Origin of the sequence: Streptomyces sp. NPDC102441, from assembly GCF_044765585.1 — a bacterium.
Classification (GTDB): Bacteria; Actinomycetota; Actinomycetes; order Streptomycetales; family Streptomycetaceae; genus Streptomyces.
In genome coordinates, this window is record NZ_JBIWKH010000002.1 from 51,587 (window position 1) to 70,567 (window position 18,981).

The 18,981-nt window shown below is 71.0% G+C and carries 19 protein-coding genes; 10 read left to right on the forward strand and 9 right to left on the reverse strand.

Annotation, left to right across the window (positions count from 1 at the left end; genetic code table 11):
* Nucleotides 1-17: 17 nt before the first annotated feature.
* From ACIREO_RS03825 to ACIREO_RS03835, 3 genes are read left to right on the forward strand one after another with little or no spacing between them, the layout of a single operon-like run.
* Complete coding sequence (locus tag ACIREO_RS03825; protein WP_404104586.1) at nucleotides 18-1,055, forward strand: FecCD family ABC transporter permease; 1,038 nt, start codon at nucleotides 18-20, stop codon at nucleotides 1,053-1,055.
* The gene (locus tag ACIREO_RS03830; RefSeq protein WP_404104588.1) at nucleotides 1,052-2,119 is read left to right on the forward strand and encodes a FecCD family ABC transporter permease; all 1,068 of its coding nucleotides are present in this window, start codon (nucleotides 1,052-1,054) and stop codon (nucleotides 2,117-2,119) included. Before ACIREO_RS03825 ends, ACIREO_RS03830 begins: the two co-directional genes overlap by 4 nt.
* Nucleotides 2,120-2,165: 46 nt before the next feature.
* On the forward strand, nucleotides 2,166-3,206 hold the full coding sequence (locus ACIREO_RS03835; protein ID WP_404104590.1) for an aminoglycoside phosphotransferase family protein: 1,041 nt from the start codon (nucleotides 2,166-2,168) through the stop codon (nucleotides 3,204-3,206).
* Between the two features lie 67 nt (nucleotides 3,207-3,273).
* On the opposite strand, the gene ACIREO_RS03840 is transcribed toward ACIREO_RS03835, so the two are convergent.
* Entirely contained in the window at nucleotides 3,274-3,432 is a 159-nt protein-coding gene (locus ACIREO_RS03840) for a hypothetical protein (RefSeq protein WP_404104593.1), read from the reverse strand.
* A complete protein-coding gene (locus tag ACIREO_RS03845) occupies nucleotides 3,432-3,665 on the reverse strand; it encodes a hypothetical protein (RefSeq protein ID WP_404104595.1) in 234 nt (77 codons plus the stop codon). Before ACIREO_RS03845 ends, ACIREO_RS03840 begins: the two co-directional genes overlap by 1 nt.
* Before the next feature lie 71 nt (nucleotides 3,666-3,736).
* On the opposite strand from ACIREO_RS03845, the gene ACIREO_RS03850 reads away from it, so the two are divergent.
* Nucleotides 3,737-4,372 (forward strand): TetR/AcrR family transcriptional regulator, encoded by a 636-nt coding sequence (locus tag ACIREO_RS03850; RefSeq protein WP_404104597.1) that lies wholly within the window; start codon nucleotides 3,737-3,739, stop codon nucleotides 4,370-4,372.
* A gap of 47 nt (nucleotides 4,373-4,419) precedes the next feature.
* Complete coding sequence (locus ACIREO_RS03855; RefSeq protein WP_404104600.1) at nucleotides 4,420-5,025, forward strand: DUF4291 domain-containing protein; 606 nt, start codon at nucleotides 4,420-4,422, stop codon at nucleotides 5,023-5,025.
* Here the strand turns inward: ACIREO_RS03855 and ACIREO_RS03860 are convergent.
* Both ACIREO_RS03860 and ACIREO_RS03865 read right to left on the reverse strand, forming a co-directional pair.
* Nucleotides 4,991-5,545 carry a hypothetical protein gene (locus ACIREO_RS03860; RefSeq protein ID WP_404104603.1) on the reverse strand — a complete coding sequence of 185 codons (555 nt, stop codon included), beginning with the start codon at nucleotides 5,543-5,545 and terminating at the stop codon, nucleotides 4,991-4,993. The two genes, ACIREO_RS03855 and ACIREO_RS03860, sit on opposite strands and share 35 nt — an antisense overlap.
* A gap of 89 nt (nucleotides 5,546-5,634) precedes the next feature.
* Nucleotides 5,635-5,835: a hypothetical protein gene (locus tag ACIREO_RS03865; protein ID WP_404104606.1), complete on the reverse strand. Its 201-nt coding sequence runs from the start codon at nucleotides 5,833-5,835 to the stop codon at nucleotides 5,635-5,637.
* Nucleotides 5,836-5,967: 132 nt separating this feature from the next.
* Here ACIREO_RS03865 and ACIREO_RS03870 point away from each other — a divergent pair, with 132 nt between their 5' ends.
* The 5 genes from ACIREO_RS03870 (at nucleotide 5,968) to ACIREO_RS03890 (ending at nucleotide 13,595) form a co-directional block, all read left to right on the forward strand.
* Nucleotides 5,968-8,700 (forward strand): alpha/beta fold hydrolase, encoded by a 2,733-nt coding sequence (locus ACIREO_RS03870; RefSeq protein WP_404104609.1) that lies wholly within the window; start codon nucleotides 5,968-5,970, stop codon nucleotides 8,698-8,700.
* On the forward strand, nucleotides 8,697-9,587 hold the full coding sequence (locus ACIREO_RS03875) for an ABC transporter permease (protein ID WP_404104611.1): 891 nt from the start codon (nucleotides 8,697-8,699) through the stop codon (nucleotides 9,585-9,587). Before ACIREO_RS03870 ends, ACIREO_RS03875 begins: the two co-directional genes overlap by 4 nt.
* Nucleotides 9,588-9,703: 116 nt before the next feature.
* Complete coding sequence (locus tag ACIREO_RS03880; RefSeq protein ID WP_404105723.1) at nucleotides 9,704-11,275, forward strand: von Willebrand factor type A domain-containing protein; 1,572 nt, start codon at nucleotides 9,704-9,706, stop codon at nucleotides 11,273-11,275.
* Between the two features lie 111 nt (nucleotides 11,276-11,386).
* Nucleotides 11,387-12,343, forward strand: a complete 957-nt coding sequence (locus tag ACIREO_RS03885; RefSeq protein WP_404104614.1) for an STM4015 family protein — start codon at nucleotides 11,387-11,389, stop codon at nucleotides 12,341-12,343.
* A 61-nt stretch (nucleotides 12,344-12,404) separates the two neighbouring features.
* Nucleotides 12,405-13,595, forward strand: coding sequence for a hypothetical protein (locus tag ACIREO_RS03890; RefSeq protein WP_404104616.1), 1,191 nt, complete (start codon nucleotides 12,405-12,407; stop codon nucleotides 13,593-13,595).
* A gap of 63 nt (nucleotides 13,596-13,658) precedes the next feature.
* On the opposite strand, the gene ACIREO_RS03895 is transcribed toward ACIREO_RS03890, so the two are convergent.
* From ACIREO_RS03895 to ACIREO_RS03915, 5 genes are read right to left on the reverse strand one after another with little or no spacing between them, the layout of a single operon-like run.
* Nucleotides 13,659-13,973, reverse strand: a complete 315-nt coding sequence (locus ACIREO_RS03895) for an L-rhamnose mutarotase (RefSeq protein ID WP_404104619.1) — start codon at nucleotides 13,971-13,973, stop codon at nucleotides 13,659-13,661.
* Between the two features lie 20 nt (nucleotides 13,974-13,993).
* Nucleotides 13,994-15,079 carry a rhamnose ABC transporter substrate-binding protein gene (gene rhaS, locus ACIREO_RS03900; RefSeq protein ID WP_404104622.1) on the reverse strand — a complete coding sequence of 362 codons (1,086 nt, stop codon included), beginning with the start codon at nucleotides 15,077-15,079 and terminating at the stop codon, nucleotides 13,994-13,996.
* Nucleotides 15,080-15,126: 47 nt separating this feature from the next.
* On the reverse strand, nucleotides 15,127-16,182 hold the full coding sequence (locus tag ACIREO_RS03905) for an ABC transporter permease (RefSeq protein ID WP_404104625.1): 1,056 nt from the start codon (nucleotides 16,180-16,182) through the stop codon (nucleotides 15,127-15,129).
* On the reverse strand, nucleotides 16,166-17,218 hold the full coding sequence (locus ACIREO_RS03910) for an ABC transporter permease (RefSeq protein WP_404104627.1): 1,053 nt from the start codon (nucleotides 17,216-17,218) through the stop codon (nucleotides 16,166-16,168). The genes ACIREO_RS03905 and ACIREO_RS03910 overlap by 17 nt, the downstream gene beginning before the upstream one ends.
* Nucleotides 17,215-18,738 carry a sugar ABC transporter ATP-binding protein gene (locus ACIREO_RS03915; protein ID WP_404104630.1) on the reverse strand — a complete coding sequence of 508 codons (1,524 nt, stop codon included), beginning with the start codon at nucleotides 18,736-18,738 and terminating at the stop codon, nucleotides 17,215-17,217. Before ACIREO_RS03915 ends, ACIREO_RS03910 begins: the two co-directional genes overlap by 4 nt.
* Nucleotides 18,739-18,981: the final 243 nt, after the last annotated feature.

Sequence of the window (18,981 nt, forward strand, 5' to 3'; positions counted from 1 at the left end):
GGGGACGGACCGTTCCGATGGCCGACACGACCGTCGTGCGACCGGGCGCCGCGGGCGGCTCCCGTACCCGCGCCGCCCGGTGGGCGACTCTTCTCCTGCTGGGGCTCGCGGCCCTGGCCTGCGCGCTCTGCGCCAGTGTCATGTTCGGCAGTCGCAGCACCTCCGTGAGTGATGTTGTCGACGTCCTCACCGGGGGCGCGGGCCCCGAGGTCACCGCTGTGGTGGAGAGCCGCTGTCCGCGCACCGCGCTGGGCGTCCTGGCCGGCCTGTGCCTGGCCGTCGCCGGCACGCTCATGCAGGGCATCTCACGCAACCCGCTGGCCGAGCCCGGACTTCTCGGCATCAACGCCGGCGCCTCCGCGAGCGTCGTCGCCGCCACCGCCTGGTTCGGTGTCTCCGGTTCCGTCGCGACCATGTGGTGGGCACTGCCCGGGGCGCTGCTCGCCGGGGTGGCCGTCCACCTCGTCGGCTCGGCGGGGTCGGGCACGAGCGTGGTGCGTCTGGTTCTCGCCGGGGCCGTACTGAGCGCCGTACTGATGGCCTTCATCCAGGCCGTCACGCTCAGCAAGCCGGAGGTCTTCGACAGCTACCGGTACTGGGTCGTGGGGGCGCTCGGCGGCAGGAACTTCGACGTCCTGTGGTCGGTGCTCCCGTTCGCCGGGGCCGGACTCCTCCTCGCCCTGTGCCTCGGCCCCGGCCTGAACGCGCTGGCACTCGGCGACGCCACCGCCGCCTCCCTGGGATCACACCCGGGCCGGGTGCGCGCGGGAGGGCTCGTCGCGGCAACCCTGCTGAGCGCCGCCGCGACAGCGGCCGTCGGCCCCGTGGCCTTCGTCGGCCTGGCGGTGCCCCACGTCGTACGGGCCCTCGTCGGCATCGACTTCCGTGTCCAGATCCTCTTCTCGGCCATCCTCGGCCCCACCCTGCTGCTCCTCGCCGATGTGGTGGGACGGGTCGTCATGCGGCCCAGCGAACTCATGGTGGGGGTCGTGACCGCCTTCCTCGGCGCTCCCGCGCTGCTCATCGCCGTACGCAGGATGCGAGCTGCCACATGACGTACCGACGCGGGTCCGGCGTGGAGACGGCCACGCACGGCGGATATCTCAGAATCGGCGCCCGTGTGGCCGTTCCGGTCCGCCGCGCCTCGGTGGTCACGGCCTCCGTACTCCTGCTGCTTCTGCTGGCCGCCGCCGTCGCGACACTCACGGCAGGCCGCCTGGGGGTCGGCCTCGCCGATCTGCCGGCCGCGCTCCTCGGGAACGCCGAAGGGAAGAACCGTTTCGTCCTGAACCGGCTGCGCGGGCCCAGGCTGACCGTCGCCATCGGCACCGGTGCCGCCCTCGGCCTCTCGGGCGCGCTCTTCCAGTCCGTCACCCGCAATCCGCTCGGCAGCCCGGACGTCATCGGACTCGGCGCCGGCGCGGGAGCGGGGGCCGCCTTCTCGGCGCTGATGTTCCCCGGCACCGTCCCGGCAGTCGTCGGCGCACTCGCCGGCGCGCTCCTGGCCATGGCTCTCGTCTATGTGTCCACAGGGACCGGCTTCCGCAACCCCGCACGCCTGGTCATCGCCGGCATCGGGGTGGCCGCTATGGGAACGGCCCTCACGCAGTACGTCGTCTACGCGATGGAACGGGACAAGGCCTCCGCCCTCACCGCCTACGTCAACGGCAGTCTCACCGCCCGCTCCTGGGACGACACCACCATGATCTGGGTGGTCCTGCTGGCCGTGGCCCCGCTGACCGCCCTGATGTCCCGGCGGCTGAACATCGCCGAGATGGGCGACGACATCGCCACCGGCCTCGGATCCGAACCGAAACGGACCAAGACCGCGGCCGTGCTCCTCGCGATCGCGCTCTCCGCCGCAGCCGTCACGGTCGCCGGACCCATCTCCTTCATCGCCCTGACCGCGCCGCAGATCGCCCGGCGCGTCACGCGGGGAACGGGCCCGCACCTGATGCTCTCCGCGCTGACCGGTGCGCTGCTGCTGGTCCTCGCGGACCTCTGCTCCCAGCAGCTCCCGCTCTTCGACGACCTCCCCGTGGGCATCTACACCATGGCGATCGGCGGCGCCTACCTCGGATATCTGCTGATCCGGGAATGGCGGAACGGATCTCTCTAGCCGCGTAACACCTTCACGGTGGGTGCCCGGGTGGAAGGCTGACGGCATGGTGACGACACCGCAGCTGCCGTTCGGTGAGACCCTGAGGGACCGCCTGGGCCCGCCCGCATGCCCCACCGTGCTGGAGAGCAGTCCCCGTTCACGGGTCTGGCGCATCGAGCTCGCGGGGCGCCCGGCCGTACTGAAACAGCTGGTGGCAGGTCCTGAGGCCGACGAGCGGTACGAGCGCGAGGTGGCCGCCCTGCGCATCGCCGGCCGGGCGTCCGGCACCCCGGTCGTGCCCGCACTCCTCGGCACCGACCCGGCCGAGCGGGTGCTGGTCCTCGAACACCTCGACGAGGGGCGGCCGTCCGCCGACTGGATCGTCGACTACGCGGCGGCCCTCGCGAGGCTGCACGCCACGGCAGGCCCCGGCGACGTGGGAGCGCTGCCCCGCTGGCAGGGCCCGACGGCCGCCGACGTCACGTCGTTCCTCACGCTGGCCGAGGCCCTGGGGGTCGCCGCGACCCAGGGAGTACGGGACGAGCTCCACGCCCTCGTGGACCGCCTCGGCCGGGCGGAGGGAACCGCGCTGCTCCACGGCGACCCGTGCCCCGGCAACGATCTGCACACCCCGGACGGTGTCAGGTTCATCGACTTCGAGCAGGCGTCCCTCGGCAGCGGCCTGATGGAACTCGCCTACCTCCGCATCGGTTTCCCGACCTGCTGGTGCGTCACGAGAGCATCCGGCCCCCTGCTGGAACGGGCCGAGGCCGCCTACCGCACAGCCTGGCACACCGAGACCGGCACGCCACTCCCGGACAGCGGCCTCGCCGACGCCTGCGCGGGCTGGCTGATCAGGGGCGACGCCCTGGTCCAGCGCGCCCACCGCTCCACCACCGACCACCTGGCCCGGCTCCCGGACGAGGACTGGACCTGGGGCACGGCGACCGCCCGCCAACGACTTGCCCACCGGCTCGGGGTGGTCGCCGACATGACCACGGACGACGGGGATCTGCGGCATCTCGGGTCTCTCGCGGCGGACTTGCGCCGTGCAGTCCTGGACCGGTGGCCTACGGTACGTCCGGTGCCTGAGCGGCGCCCGTAGTCCCCGGACTCCGGCCGCCGGCTCGACCGCGTGGCCGGAGCTGTGAAATCGGCCGGGTGCCGTCGGCTCAGTCAGGGCGCTTCTCCGCCCGTCCGGTCCTTCGCCAGATCACCGCCATCCCGAGCGCCAGGACGCTCAGTGCCGCCACCACGATGACAGCCTTGAGCGCACGGTCCAGCAACAGGTGCTGGAGGAGGTCCGACGAGCCCGCTCCGAGGCTTGTCATCATCGTCCGTCCTGCCACCGGGACCGGACCGCCCCGTGCGTCCGGCCCTCGAGCCGCCGGGCAGCGGCGCGCAGGCCGGCCCTCACCACGGGGTCCGCGTGCCGGCGCACCTCGTCGAGCTTGCCCCTGCGCCTGAGGGTCAGAGCGATGGCGAAGACCAGCAGTGCCAGCACCACGAGACCGGCCACCACCAGGCCGAACCTGATGAGCATGAGATTGAGGTACGTCTCCACGAAGAGGCCTCCACTCGTTCTGTCACGTCTGTGATACATCCGTTGTATCACAGACGTGATAGAAAGGGTCCATGCCCAAGTATGTGGACCCGGTCGCTCGCCGTCGCCACGTCGTCGACGCGTTGTTCCGGGTCGTAGCCCGCGAAGGTCTGCATCGCGCCTCGCTCAGGACCGTCGCCGACGAGGCCCAGCTCAACATCGGCTCCCTGCGCCACTACTTCGCCAGTCAGCACGATCTGATGCGGTTCGCGATGCAGTCGATGCTCGACCGGGTAGGCAGCCGGCTGCTCGAACACGTGGAGCGCATCGGAGACCTGGGCGGCTACCCACGCCCCGAGCAACTCCAGCTCGCGGCCGGGCTCCTGTCCGAACTTCTGCCGCTCGACGGACACCGCCGTGCCGAAGTCGCCGTCTTCCTGGACTTCAACACCGCCGCCCGCACCAACCCGGCCTTCGCCGACCTGTCGAGCCAGGCAGCCAACGGCACGAGAACGCTGACGCACCGCGTGCTCACCCGGCTCGACGCGGCAGACACCCTGCGCCCCGGCCTCGACCTCGACCTCGAGAGCGAGCGGCTTACGGCCCTCTTGGACGGACTCGGCCTCAGCGCAGTCCTGCACCCCGAGATCCTGTCCCCACGCGCATGTGCCGATGTGCTGCTCACACACCTGGGGGATCTGTCACGGCCCACCGGCAGCACCGCGTAGCGAAAACGAGATGCTGTGACGCGCCGAGGTCCCGCATCCTGTGGCGTATGAACGACCGGACCCACCCGCCCCGTTACGAGATCCGTGCCCAGCACACGGCCACCACGGTCACCGTCTACCAGGCCTACCCACCGGCCATCGGGCTGCCCGCCGCCCGCGACGGGCGCTTCCCGCCGGCCTGGAAGCGCGACCGCATGACGTGGATCAAGCCGAGCTTCCTGTGGATGATGTACCGCTGCGGCTGGGGCACGAAGGAGGGCCAGGAGAGCGTGCTCGCCGTCGAGATCACCCGCGACGGCTTCGCCTGGGCGCTGGAGAACGCCGAACTCTCGCACTACGTACGCGAGGTGCACGAGGACCAGAACGCCTGGAAGCAGGCGCTGCGGTCCGCTCCCGCGCGCGTCCAATGGGACCCCGAGCGCGATCTGGACCTGAACCCGCTTCCGTACCGCTCGCTCCAGCTCGGGCTCTCCGGGGAAGCCGCCCGGCGGTACGCCGATGAATGGACCGTGTCCGTCCGCGATGTCACACCTCTGGCCCGAGAGGTGCACGCGGCGGTCCGGGCGGGGGAGCGGGAGAGGGCCATCGCTCTGCTGCCCGTGGAGACACCGCTCGATCTCAGCGCTCCTCGCCCGGTTCCCACCACCCCGTGAGCTCCAGCACGTCCGAGGCGATCTCCACCACCGTGCGGCCGTCCGTGGGCACCCGCGCCGTGTCCGGCGGGGCATGCTCGTCCAGGAGCCGGGCCTTGCGCGCACTGCCCGCGACCTCGCGATCCAGGGCGGAGCCGATCTCACGGGCCGAGAGCCTGGCCACCGCCGTGGCGTCCGACGCGGTGAGGAGCGCCCGGATGATGCGGACGCCGGGGCCCAGTGCCCGCTCGAACATGGGCGCCGTGCCGGACAGTACGCTCACCGTGTTCGTGTACACGAGACGGTGATGGCCGAGTGCCGCGAAATTCCGCCACATCGCCGTCAGGTTGGCCTCGGTGATCGCCGAGCAGTGCGGGTCCCCGGCGGGGGCGGGATGGACCTGGCCGAGATAGTCGCCCTCGACGATCGCGTGCGCGATGCCTGCCGCCCGCAGCCGGTCCGAGACCTCCCAGCCCACCGTAGTCTTGCCGGCACCGGCCCGGCCGCCGATGAGGAGTACTTCGGGTCGCTTGGCGTTCATGGCAGGAGCCTGACAGCGGGCCGCGTGGCGCCGCCACTGTTTTCCCGGCCTGCGGGGAACATCCCCGGACCCCGCCACCCGTCCCGCCCTCAGGCGGTGACGATGTCCGACTTCAGCGGCAGCAGGGTCTGCGCGATCGTGCCGATGGTGGCGTCGTCCAGGCCCGCGATCAGCATCAGATGGCCGTCCGCCGCGAGGAAGCGGGCCGCCCACTCGGGGCGGGGCGGGCCGTCGTAGAGATGTCCGGCGGCGAGAAGCTCCGCGATGGTGGTGGCGGGGCGGATGTTCATGTATGAGCCCTTTCGTGACTGTGGTGTACCGCATGCGGAGTACGGGCGGGCTGTGCCGTACCTCTCAGGGAGGCCGGGGAGTTCCCCCTGGCGGCATCCTGGTGCACCGTGCGCTCCGTTTAGGGTCGAGGCATGGAGAAACCGACTTCCCGGTGGCGGCACCGGCTGCTGCCCCGTACCCCAGGCCGGTGGGCCGCGGTGGTCGCCGCCCTCGCCGTGCTCGTGGGGGCCGGTACCTGGACCGCCGTCGCCGACGACAGTGCCCCGACCGTGCACCGGCAGGACCGGATGATGAAGATGAACGGGGTGTCGGTCGACACCTCGTACTTCACGTCCGGGGGCACACGGCCCCGGCCGGCCGTCCTCATCGGGCACGGCTTCGGCGGCAGTAAGAACGATGTGCGCGCCCAGGCCGAGAAGCTGGCCGCCGACGGCTACGCCGTCATGACGTGGTCCGCCCGAGGATTCGGGAGGACGACCGGGGAGATCACGCTCAACTCCCCCGACGGCGAGGTCAAGGACGTGTCCGGGCTCATCGACTGGCTGGCGGACCGGCCCGAGGTGGAGCTCGACGCGAAGGGCGACCCGCGCGTCGGGGTCACCGGCGCCTCGTACGGCGGTGCCGTGTCGCTGCTCGCCGCCGGGTACGACGACCGGGTCGACGCCATCGCACCCGTGATCAGCTACTGGAACCTCGCCGACGCGCTCTTCCCGGACGGGGTGTTCAAGAAACTCTGGGCCGGGATCTTCGTCTCCTCGGGCGGTGGCTGTCAGAAGTTCCAGAAGCAGCTGTGCGAGATGTACGAGCGGGTCGCCGTCAGCGGCAAGCCGGACGCGGCCGCGCGGAAACTCCTGGCGGAACGTTCCCCCGAGGCCGTGGCCGACCGGATCGACGTACCCGCGCTCATCCTTCAGGGCCAGAGCGACTCGCTGTTCCCGCTCGGCCAGGCCGATTCCATGGCCAAGGCCATCAAGGCCAACGGCGCGCCCGTCTCCGTCGACTGGATCGCGGGCGGGCACGACGGAGGGGACGACGAGGGCGACCGTGTCCAGGGCCGGGTCGGTGACTGGTTCGACCGGTATCTGAAGCAGGACGAGGGCGCCGACACCGGGCCCGGGTTCCGCGTGACCCGGACCGGTGGAGTCGACTCCACCGACGGCGCTGCCCTGAAGCGCGGCGCGAGCAGTGCCTCCTACCCGGGCCTGAACAGCGGCGGGCGGAAGATCCCCCTCACCGGCGCCGGGCAGCAGCCCGCGACGGGCGGCGCGATGGACCGGCCAGGGACCGGCGGTGGGCAGAGCGCCCCCGCCAAGAACCTGACGCAGACCTTCCGCAACCCCGCCGGGGCCAACCCGCCCTCCGTCTCCGCCCTCCCGGGCATCGGAGGCGGGCTCTCCCAGCTGTCCTCGCTCGGCGTCGGGCTCTCCCTCGACTTCCCCGGGCAGTACGCCCGCTTCGACTCCGCCCCGCTGGACGGCGCCGTACACGTCACGGGATCGCCCACCGTCCGCGTGAACGTGAAGGCGGACCAGGGCGACGCAGTGCTGTTCGGCAAGGTCTACGACGTCTCGCCGGACGGCAAGCAGCAGGTGCTGCCCTCCCAGCTCGTCTCGCCGTACCGCCTCACCCCCGAGGAACAGGGCAAGCCGGTCGAGCTGACGCTGCCCGCCGTCGACCACGAGGTCGACGCCGGGCACAGCCTCCGCGTCGTCCTGTCCGCGACCGACCTCGCCTACGCCTCACCCGCCGAGCCCGCGACGTACACCGTCTCCCTCGACGGGCCTCTGACCGTCCCCACGGCACCCGCCGTGAAGACCGCCGCGGCCACCATGCCCTGGTGGACCTGGGGGCTCCCGGCAGCCGCGCTCGTCATCGCCGCCGCCCTCCTGCTCACCTCGCGACGGCGCACCGCCACCCCCGCCCCCGACCCGGCGCTGACCGGCGTACCGCTGCAGATCACCGGACTGTCCAAGAAGTACGCCAGGTCCAGCGACCGGTACGCGGTGCGCGACCTCGGCTTCACTGTCGAGAAGGGGCAGGTCCTCGGCCTCCTCGGACCGAACGGCGCCGGCAAGACCACCACCCTGCGCATGCTGATGGGGCTCATCACGCCCGACGCCGGTGAGATCCGTGTCTTCGGGCACGCGATCCGCCCCGGGGCGCCCGTGCTGTCCCGCGTGGGTTCCTTCGTCGAAGGTGCCGGCTTCCTCCCGCACCTGTCGGGCCGCTCCAACCTGGAGCTGTACTGGCAGGCCACCGGACGGCCCGCCGAGGACGCCCACATCGAGGAGGCCCTGGAGATCGCCGGACTCGGCGACGCCCTGGCCCGCGCCGTACGCACCTACTCCCAGGGCATGCGGCAGCGTCTCGCCATCGCCCAGGCCATGCTCGGCATGCCCGACCTCCTCATCCTCGACGAACCGACCAACGGGCTCGACCCGCCCCAGATCCGTGAGATGCGGGACGTGATGATCCGGTACGCGGCCGGCGGCCGGACCGTGATCGTCTCAAGCCACCTCCTCTCCGAGGTCGAGCAGTCCTGCACGCATCTGGTGGTCATGGACCGCGGCAGGCTCGTCCAGGCCGGCCCGGTCGCCGAGATCACCGGCGCGGGCGACATGCTGCTCGTCACCACGGGCACGGATGTGGCCGAAGGGCTCCTGGACAAGGTGGCCGCCCTCCCGGGCATCGGCTCCGCCGTCCGCCTGGACGACGGCCACGGGCTGCTCGTGCGGCTCGACGGCGCCACCGCCGCGCAGCTGGTCGCCGAACTGGTGCGTCTCGACGTGCCGGTGACGGGTGTCGGGCCGCACCGCCGCCTGGAGGACGCGTTCCTCACCCTCATCTCCCAAGGATCCGCATGAGCTCCGCAACAGAGGTCCAAGCCCTGGCCGAAGCCCCCGGTTACCGTTCCCGCCGCACCCTGCCGCTGCGTGTGGAGGCGATGAGGCAGCTGCGCAGGCGCCGCACCCTGCTCATGGGCGGGGTGCTGGCGGCGCTGCCGTTCATCCTGATCATCGCCTTCGCGGTCGGCGGCACCCCCGGCGGCGGCGAAGGGGGCGGCGGCGGAGGCGGCTCCCGGATCAACCTCATGGACGTGGCGACGGAGTCCGCCGCGAACTTCGCCGCGACCTGCCTCTTCGTCTCCGCCGGCTTCCTGCTCGTGGTGCCGGTCGCGCTGTTCTGCGGGGACACCGTGGCCTCCGAGGCCAGCTGGTCCTCGCTGCGCTACCTGCTCGCGGCGCCCGTACCCCGGGCCAGGCTGCTGTGGAGCAAGCTCGTCGTGGCGCTCGGCTTCAGCCTCGCCGCGATGGTGCTGCTGCCGCTCGTCGCACTGGGCGCGGGAGCCGCCGCGTACGGCTGGGGGCCGCTGAAGCTGCCCACCGGGGGCGCGCTCGCCACATCGGACACCGTGCCGCGCCTCGCGCTCGTCGTGGCCTTCGTCTTCGTCTCCCAGCTCGTCACCGCCGGGCTGGCGTTCTGGCTGTCGACGAAGACGGACGCACCGCTCGGCGCGGTGGGCGGCGCGGTCGGACTGACCATCGTGGGCAACGTCCTCGACGCGGTCACCGCGCTCGGGACCTGGCGTGAATTCCTGCCCGCACACTGGCAGTTCGCCTGGGCCGACGCGCTCCAGCCCGACCTCGAATGGGGCGGGATGGTGAAGGGCGCGGCCGTGTCGGTGGCCTACGCCCTGATCCTGTTCGCTCTCGCCTTCCGGGGGTTCAGTCGTAAGGACATCGTGTCCTGACCTTGTCCTCACCGCCCGTCGTTGCGCCATCGAGACTGTTCCGCAACGCTTCTGACGACTCCGCACGGCCGCCTCACACGTCACATCCACAGATGTCCACGACGTGGGGGGTACGGATGGAACGCAGGGCAAGGACGTACGGAGGAGCGCTCGCGCTTCTCCTGGCGGGCGGGATCCTGGTCACCGGCTGCAGCGGGTCGGACACCGAGGCGACGGCCGACCGCGGCAGCGGCGGTCCGGCCGCGGGCAGGCGCGCCCCGTCCGCCGCACCGGGGCCGCAGGAGGACGGAGCGAGCGCGGCGGAGGAAGGCGCGGCACGGGAGAGCGCGGCGCCCGACTACCTGTCGACCTTCGCTCTCGACGTGGACACCGCCAGCTACGGATACGCGCGCCGCACCCTGGGTGACGGCCGGCTTCCGGACGCCGGCACGGTGCGGCCGGAGGAGTTCGTCAACAGCTTCCGGCAGGGTTACGAGCGGCCGGAGGGCAACGGCTTCTCGGTGAGCGTCGACGGCGCGAGGACCGATGCCGCCGACTGGTCGCTCGTGCGGGTCGGGCTGGCCACCAGGACCGCTTCGGAGACGGGCAAGCGCCCGCCCGCCGCACTGACCTTCGTCGTCGACATCTCCGGATCGATGTCCGAACCGGGCCGGCTCGACCTCGCGAAGACCTCGCTGGGGATCCTCGCCGACGAGCTGCGCGACGACGACTCCGTGTCCCTGGTCACCTTCAGCGACGAGGCCGAGACCCGGCTCCCGATGACCCGCCTCCAGGGCAACCGCACGAAGGTCCGGGACGCCATCGAGGAGATGGAACCCGCCGACTCCACGAATGTGGCGGCCGGCGTCGAGCGGGGCTACGACGAGGCGGTCGAGGGCCACCGCAAGGGCGCCAACAACCGGGTCGTCCTGCTCTCCGACGCGCTCGCCAACACCGGTGAGACGGACGCCGACGCGATCCTGGAACGCATCGGGGACGCGCGCAAGGAGTACGGCATCACCCTGTTCGGCGTCGGGGTCGGCAGCGACTACGGCGACGAGATGATGGAACGCCTCACCAACAAGGGCGACGGCAACACCACCTACATCGCCGACGAGACACAGGCCAGGAAGGTCTTCGTCGACCAGCTGCCCGCCCACGTCGAACTCCGGGCCCGCGACGCGAAGGCCCAGGTGGCGTTCGACCGTAAGACGGTCCAGCAGTTCAAGCTCATCGGCTACGAGGACCGCGAGGTCGCCGACGAGGACTTCCGTGACGACAGCGTCGACGGCGGCGAGGTCGGCCCCGGCCACACCGTCACCGCTCTCTACGCCGTGCGGCTCCGCGAGGGTGCCTCCGGTCATGTGGCGACGGCGACCGTGCGCTGGCTGGACCCGAAGACACGCAAGGCGCACGAGGAGACCGGGTCGGTCGAGACCGGCGCGGTCGGCGGAAAGCTCTGGGACGGCTCCGGTGAGCGGCTCCAGGTGACCGCGGTGGCCGCGTACTTCGCGGACACGCTGCGCGGCGGCGACCTGCCGGGGACACCCGCTCTCGGTCAACTCGCCACCCGTGCACGGAAGCTGGCCTCGTCCACCGAGGACAGCTCGGTGGAGAAGCTCGCGACGGCGATCGAGCAGGCCGACCGGATCAGGAACGGCGGCGGTGACGAGCCGCCGGGCGGCGAGGGCGAGGGCGAACTCGGCTGACATGGCCCGCCCGGGCCCGGCGGGGGATCGCCCCTGCCGGGCCAGCCGTTGTCGGTGGCTGCTGATAGAACACGAGGAGCAGGCATCGAACGGACTGTCAGGAGCCCTGTCTTGTCCCATGTCCACCACGTCGAGCAGTTCCACGGACTGCCGGCCTTCACCTTCCCGCCGTACGCGCACCCCGGTGACATGCCCGACGCGGACGCCGTGGCCTGGCGCCTCCACTGCGGTCCGTATCCGACCGACGAGGACTCCGGGTCCTGCTGGAAGCGGTTCACGGAGTCGGTCGACCTGGGGAGGATACGGGCCCTGATCTTCGGCAGCCCCTGGTACGGCAACGACGGCGGCAGCAGCCCGGACGCGCTGATCGGCCTGCGTTCCCGGTTCACCGCGCTCGAAGCGATATTCCTCGGTGACCTGGAGGACGAGGAGGGGATGATCTCCATGATCGGGCAGGGCGGTGTCGTGGAGCTCCTGGAGGCTTTCCCGGGCCTGCGGGAGCTGGCCATGCGAGGCGGTGACGACCTGGAGTTCCCCGTGACGGGCCACGCGGGGCTTCGGGTGCTGCGCGTCGAGTCCGGCGGGCTGCCACCCGAGGCGGCGGCCCAGATCGCCGCCGCCGACCTGCCGTCCCTGGAGCGTCTTGAGCTGTGGCTGGGCGACGAGGACTACGGCGGCGGCACCACCGCCGAGGATCTGGCCCCGCTGCTCACCGGTGCGGGCAAACCCGCGCTGCGTCACCTGGGGCTGCAGAACAGTCCGGTCCAGGACGAGTTGGCCGCGGCCCTGGCCTCCGCTCCGGTCGTGGGCGGACTCACCTCGCTGAGCCTGTCCATGGGCACGCTCGGCGACGAGGGGGCGGAGGCACTGCTGCAAGGGCAGCCGCTGACCCACCTGCGGGAGCTGGACCTCTCGCACCACTTCCTCAGCCAGGACATGATGCTGCGGCTCTGGACGGAGCTGGAGCCGCACGGGGTGCGCGTGAACCTCACCGGCAGGCAGCCGGAGGAGGACGACGACGATCCCGACGAGGAGGAGTCCGGCAGGTACATCGCGGTCTCCGAATGACCGCCGTCGCCGGCCCCCGCCCCTCACCTGCCCATCCCGCCGCAGACGAAAGGCCCGCACGATGACCGACGCCCCCGCGGTCCAGGACCCGGAAGAGGCCTTGATCGCCAGCCGTGATCTCGACGGCGGGCGACCGCTGGAACCGGGCAAGCAGGTCCCGTACGGACACGTGCTGTACGCGGCGGCCCTGCTGGGACGGAGTCCCGCGGAGGTCGTCTCCCGGCTGACCGCACTGGGCTACGCCGACATCCAGGATGCCGGTGTCCCGTTTCCCGACGCGGTCGGCCTCGACGACGCCGCGCTGATCAGGAGGGAGGGCTACCGCTGGTCCATGCAGCGATGGATCGACGTGGCCGAGCCCGTGTCCCTGCGCCAGCTGGTCGAAACGGCGGAGCACGCCGGGCGCGGCCCCGCCGATGTCGCGCGCAGGCTGACCGCTCTCGGCTACCGGATCGGCGGCAGTGGCCCGCTCCCCGAGTCCCCGGACCCCCGTGACGTCATGCTGATCCGCACCGACCCCAGGGGCGAGGGGAGTTGGCTCGGCTGGGGCGACGAGGTGTCCGCCGCCCATGTGCTGGAGGCGGCCGAGCGTCTGTCGTGCAGCCCGCACGCCGCCGCCACGCGGCTGGCCTCGCTCGGCCTCCGGCTGCCGTACACGCCGGAAGCCGAGGACGAGAGGCTGCTCACGGTTGGTGACACCTACGGTGCTCGCTGGCTCGGCCGGTACATGTCGCCGCCCATGGGCCATGTCCTCGCCGTCGCCAGGGAGACAGGGCGGAGCCCCCAGGACATCGTGGACCGGCTGAAGGCGCTGGGGACCGGCAGACCGGACGGACCGGTGCCCGAGTCCCCGGAGGAGGACGACTTCGTCCTCCTCAGCGAGAACCTCGACGGTTGCCGGCCCTGGCTGCGGAAGAACACCGTCGTCGGGCTGCGGGTGGAGTACATCCTGCGCGCGTCCCTGGCCACGGGGCGCAGCCCGGCGTCGGTCGCCGCCAGGCTGGCGGAGCTCGGCCACTGGCTGCACGGGAACGCGAAGCTGCCGGAAGCCGCCGACGAGGCGGACATCCGGCTGCTGGACACCATGGACCGTTCCTACCTGGACGAGGTCCACCTGGAGAAGGTCCTGCGCAGCGCGAGCCTGACGGGCCGGAGCCCGGCGGACGTCGCGGCCCGGCTGACCGCGCTCGGCCACACGCTCCCCGACGAGGTGGAGTACCCGGACGTACGGGGTTCCCTCGCCGCGTCCTGAACAGACGTCCGCCCCGGCTGTCAGGGACAGCCGGGGCGGACGTCTGTTCAGGACGCGGGCGCCTCAGGCGAGGTGGAACACCTCGGTCAGCGGGGCCATGGCATCGTCGGCGGCCTCAGGCTGCTCGAAGAACTGGGCCATCTCCCGCTGCCACCGCGCGTTGACCTCCGTCGCGGCCATCGCCTCGCGGGCCGCGTCAAAGTCCTCCGTCTCCAGATAGCCGACCAGCAGGCCGTCCTCGCGGAGGAACAGCGAGTAGTTGTGCCAGCCCGCCTCCGACAGTGCGGCGAGCATGTCGGGCCACACCGCGGCGTGGCGCTCGCGGTACTCGTCCCTGCGGTCCTCGCGGACCTTCAGCAGAAAGCAGACACGCTGCATGGTGAAGCCTGCTCCCGGGCTCAGAAGTCGAACTGGTCGATGTTCTTGGAGTCGAAGACGGTCGGCTTGCCGAGGATGACCTCGCCGTCCTTTCCGACGGTGTACTCGCCGAGCTTGCCCGCCTTGAACTTCTCGCCCTCCGCACCGGTGATCTGCCCCGACGCCAGCGCCGCGGCGGCGTACGAGCCGAGGTAGCCCAGCTCCTCCGGGTTCCACAGCGAGAACTGTTCGACGGTGCCGTCCTTGACGTACTTGCGCATCTGGTTCGGCGTGCCGAGCCCGTTGAGCACGACCTTGCCCTTGTACGAGGAGTCGCTCAGGTAGCGGGCCGCGGCGGCGATGCCGACCGTCGTGGGGGAGATGATGCCCTTGAGGTCGGGGTAGGCCTGCATGAGGCCCTGCGTCTGCTGGAAGGACTTCTGGTCGGCGTCGTCGCCGTACGCGACCTTGACCAGCTTCATGTTCTTGTACTTGGGGAGCTTCAGCTCCTCCTTCATGTACTCGATCCAGGCGTTCTGGTTCGTCGCGTTCTGCGTGGCCGACAGGATCGCGACCTTGCCCGTGTAGCCGACCTGCTCGCCGAGGTGCTGGACCAGGCTGCGGCCGATCTCCTCCGAGCTGGCCTGGTTGATGAAGAGCTGACGGCAGTCCTTCGCCGTGTCGGAGTCGTAGGCGACGACCTTGATGTCCTTCTTCATCGCCTGCTTGAGCGGACCGCACACCGCGTTGGGGTCGTTCGCCGCGATGAGGATCGCGTCCTGGCGCTGCTGGATCAGGGTGTTGATGTAGGAGACCTGCGAGGACGCGTTCGCGTCGGACGGGCCGACCTCCTTGCCCGTGCCGCCGTACTCCTTCGCCGCCGCGATGCCCGCCTCGTCGACGATCTTCTCGTACGGGTTGTTGATCTGCTTGGGCAGGAAGCCGAGCTTCAGTCCCTTCTTCAGCGGGGCGTCCGGATCGGCCTTCGCGGAGCCGGCGGCCTGCGCACCGCCGCTCTCCTTGCTGTCCTTCGTGGTGCCGCCACAGGCGGTGAGAGCGAGGGCGAGGGAGACGGCGGTGGCTGCGGTCGCGACGGCGCGGCGCCCAGCGGCATTGCGGAGCATCATGGCGGCGTGTGCCTTTCGGAGAGGTACGACGGGTACGGGTACGGGCGTTATGACGACTGGGGTGCGGGGGCGTTCGCGGCCCGCCGGTGCCGGCGTTCGACGACCGTGGCGATGATCCGTGGGGTCAGGACGGACGCCACGAGAAGCAGCCCGGTCACGATGACCTGCACCTCGTTGGCGATGTCGTTGAGCGTGAGCAGGTTCTTCAGCAGTCCGATCAGCAGGACACCGGCGACCGCGCCGAAGAGCGTGCCCTTCCCGCCGTCGAAGTCGATGCCGCCGAGCAGGACGGACGCGATGACGAGCATCTCGAAGCCGAGTCCGTTGTCCGCGCGGGCACTTCCGTAGCGCAGGGTGAAGATGATGCCCGCGAAGGCGGAGAACAGCCCGGTCACGACGAACAGCAGCAGCTTGATCCGCTTGACCCGGATGCCGGCGAAGTACGCGGCCTCCTCCTGGGCGCCGATCGCGAAGAGCGAACGGCCGAGCCCGGTGGCGTGCAGTACCACCGCGGTGACCGCGGCCAAGGCGACGAAGAGCAGCACCGGATAGGTGAGGAAGGTGCCGGGGACGGTCGTGGTGTCGACCGCCCAGTCCGCGTAGACCTGCGGGAAGTCCGTCACCGCGTCGCTGCCGAGCGCCACCGAGGCCAGACCCCGGTAGAGCGCCAGGGTGCCGATGGTGACGGCCAGGGACGGCAGTCCCACCTTGGTGACCAGCCAGCCGTTGAGCAGCCCTCCCGCGACGCCCACCAGCAGCACCACCGGCACGATCGTCTCGAAGGCCCAGCCCGCCTCCCACAGCGCGCCGGTCAGCGCGCTGCCCAGGCCCAGCATCGAGGCGACCGACAGGTCGACCTGACCCGCGACGACCAGGAGGGTCATCGGCAGGGCGATGATCGCGACCTCGGCGATGTCGTTGAACGCGAACGCGAGGTTCTCAGCTGAACCGAAGCCCTCGGTGGACCCGAGCCCGACGACGAGGACCGCCACCAGCAGGACACCGACCGCGGTGTCCCAGCGCAGCGCCAGGCTGCGCACGAGGGAGGGCTTCGTTCCGGCCCGTGGCGTGGGAGCCGGCTTTGTGTCAGGCGCCGTGGTCATGACGGGCGTTCCTCTTCCTCAGTGCGGCGGTCATCCGCAGGTTCACGATCCGGTCGACGCTGATGGCCAGCAGGAGGAGCGCACCGGTGATGGCGCCCTGCCAGAACGAGTCCACCTTCAGCACGATCAGGACGCTGCCGATGGTGGTGAGCAGCAGGGCGCCGAGGGCGGCGCCCCAGACGGTGCCGGTGCCGCCGGTGATCGCGACACCGCCGACGACGACCGCGCTGACGACGGTCAGCTCCCAGCCGTGCGCGTTGTCCGCGACGACGGTGCCGAAGCGGGCCAGCCACAGGGCGCCCGCGAAGCCGGCGACGGCCCCGGAGAAGGCGTACGCGGCGAGCACCCGGCGGCGGATCGGGATTCCGGCGAGACGGGCGGCCTCGGGGCTCGACCCGATGGCGTACAGCTCGCGTCCCGAGCGGTAGCTCCGCAGGAAGTACGCCGTCGCCGCGAGCAGGACGAGCGCGATCAGCGGCAGGTACGGGACGCCCAGCACGCTGCCGCTTCCGAGACCCAGGACGGCCTCCGGCACATCGGAGGCACTGATCTGCTCGCCCTGCGCCCACCAGTAGTCGATGCCCTGGATGATGTAGAGCATGCCCAGGGTCACGACGAGCGCCGGGACCCTGCCGAAGCTGACGAGGGCGCCGGAGACCAGGCCGCAGACCACGCCGATCGCGACACCGAGCAGCATCACGGTCAGCACACCGTGGTCGCTCCCCGCGACGAACTTGCCGCAGGCGAAGGCGGACAGGCCGACGACGGAACCGACGGACAGGTCGATGTTGCGTGTGATCACGACGGCCGACTGGCCGACGGCGAGCAGCACCAGGATCGACGCGTTGAGCAGCAGGTCCTTGATGCCCTGGTCGGACAGGAAGCGCGGGTTGGCCAGATAGGTGCCGAGGATCAGCAGGACCAGCGCCCCCGCGATGGAGATCTCCCGCGCCCGGAAGACCGCGTCCACGAGCGAGGAAGCACTCCGCTCCGGCGCTTTCCCGGTGTCCGGGGGGCTCTCGATGGTGGTGGTCATGCCGCTGCCCTCTCGTTACGTCCGGTGGCCGCGGCCATGACCGACTCCTCGGTGGCGCTCTCGCGCGGGATCTCGGCGACCAGCCGGCCCTCGTGCATCACGAGCACCCGGTCCGCCATGCCGATGACCTCGGGAAGGTCGGAGGAGATCATCAGGACGGCGAGGCCCTCCGCCGCGAGGGAGGAGAGCAGCCGGTGGACCTCCGCCTTGGTGCCTACGTCGATCCCGCGCGTCGGCTCGTCGACGATCAGCACGGCGGGGCCGGTCGCCAGCCACTTGGCCAGCACGACCTTCTGCTGGTTGCCGCCGGACAGCACGCCCACGGTGTCGGCCAGCCGGTTGTACTTGAGCTGGAGACGCACCGCCCAGTCGGCGGCACGGTCGTGCTCCAGGGCCCGGCTGACGAGCCCGCGCTTGCGGACCTCGTCCAGGCCGGTGAGGCCGATGTTGCGCTCGATGGACATATCCATGACCAGCCCGCGCTGGCGCCGGTCCTCGGGGACGAGCGCGAGCCCGGCGTCCATCGCGGCGGTCGGTGAACCGGGGCGCAGCACCGTGCCGGCCACCCTCACCTCGCCGGCGTCGGCGCGGTCGACACCGAAGACGGCCTGGGCGACCTCCGTGCGCCCGGCGCCGACGAGTCCGGCGAGCGCGACGATCTCGCCGCGGCGGACGTCGAAGGACACATCGCGGAAGACACCCTCGCGGGTCAGCCGGTGCACCGACAGGGCGACTTCGCCGACCTCGGCGTCCTGCTTGGGGTAGAGGTCGTCGAGGTCACGGCCGACCATCCTGCGCACCAGGTCGTCCTCGGTGAGTTCCTCCAGGGGCTCGGAGGAGATCCACCGGCCGTCGCGCAGGGTCGTGACGCGCTGGCACAGTTCGAAGATCTCGTTCAGGCGGTGCGAGATGAACAGCACCGCCGCGCCCTCGGAGCGCAGCGTACGGACGACGGAGAAGAGCCTGGCGGTCTCGCTGCCGGTCAGGGCCGCCGTCGGTTCGTCCATGATCAGGACGCGCGCGTCGAAGGAGAGCGCCTTGGCGATCTCGACGATCTGCTGGTCGGCGATCGAGAGTCCGCGCGCGGGGCGGTCCGGTGCCAGATCGACCCCGAGCCTCCGCATCAGCCCGGCGGTGGTCTCGTTCACGGCCCTGCGGTCGATCCGGCCCAGGGACCGCCGGGGCTGACGGCCCATGAAGATGTTCTCGGCGATGGACAGGTCGGGGAAGAGCGTCGGCTCCTGGTAGATGACGGCGATGCCGGCGTCACGCGCGTCCGCCGGGCCGTGGAAGACGACGGGCTCCCCGTCGAGGAGCACCTCGCCGCTGTCCGGGCGGTGCACTCCGGCGAGGGCCTTGATCAGGGTCGACTTGCCTGCGCCGTTCTCACCCGCGAGTGCGTGTGCCTCGCCGGGGAACAACTGCAGGGACACGGCCTGCAGGGCCCGTACGGCACCGAAGGACTTGCTCACGCCCTTCAGGGCCAGGACCGGGGCCGGGTCCGGGGCGGACTGGTTCATGGGAGCTCCTCAGCGGAGGGACTGTTCCGCTCCACCCGCCGTGAAAGGTTTCAATGAGGTTGCTCGGAAGCTAAACGGGGATTGCGGGCGCAGTCAATGGGTTGATGGCTGGAAGTTCCAGGAAGAGGGGTGATGTGCGACCTGAATGGGGGGAATGGGTGGACGCCCTTGACAGTCTTCGGGGCGGGCCACTATCTTCCGGGGCCTTGAATCGATTCACATAACGGTCGCGCATCGCTCAAC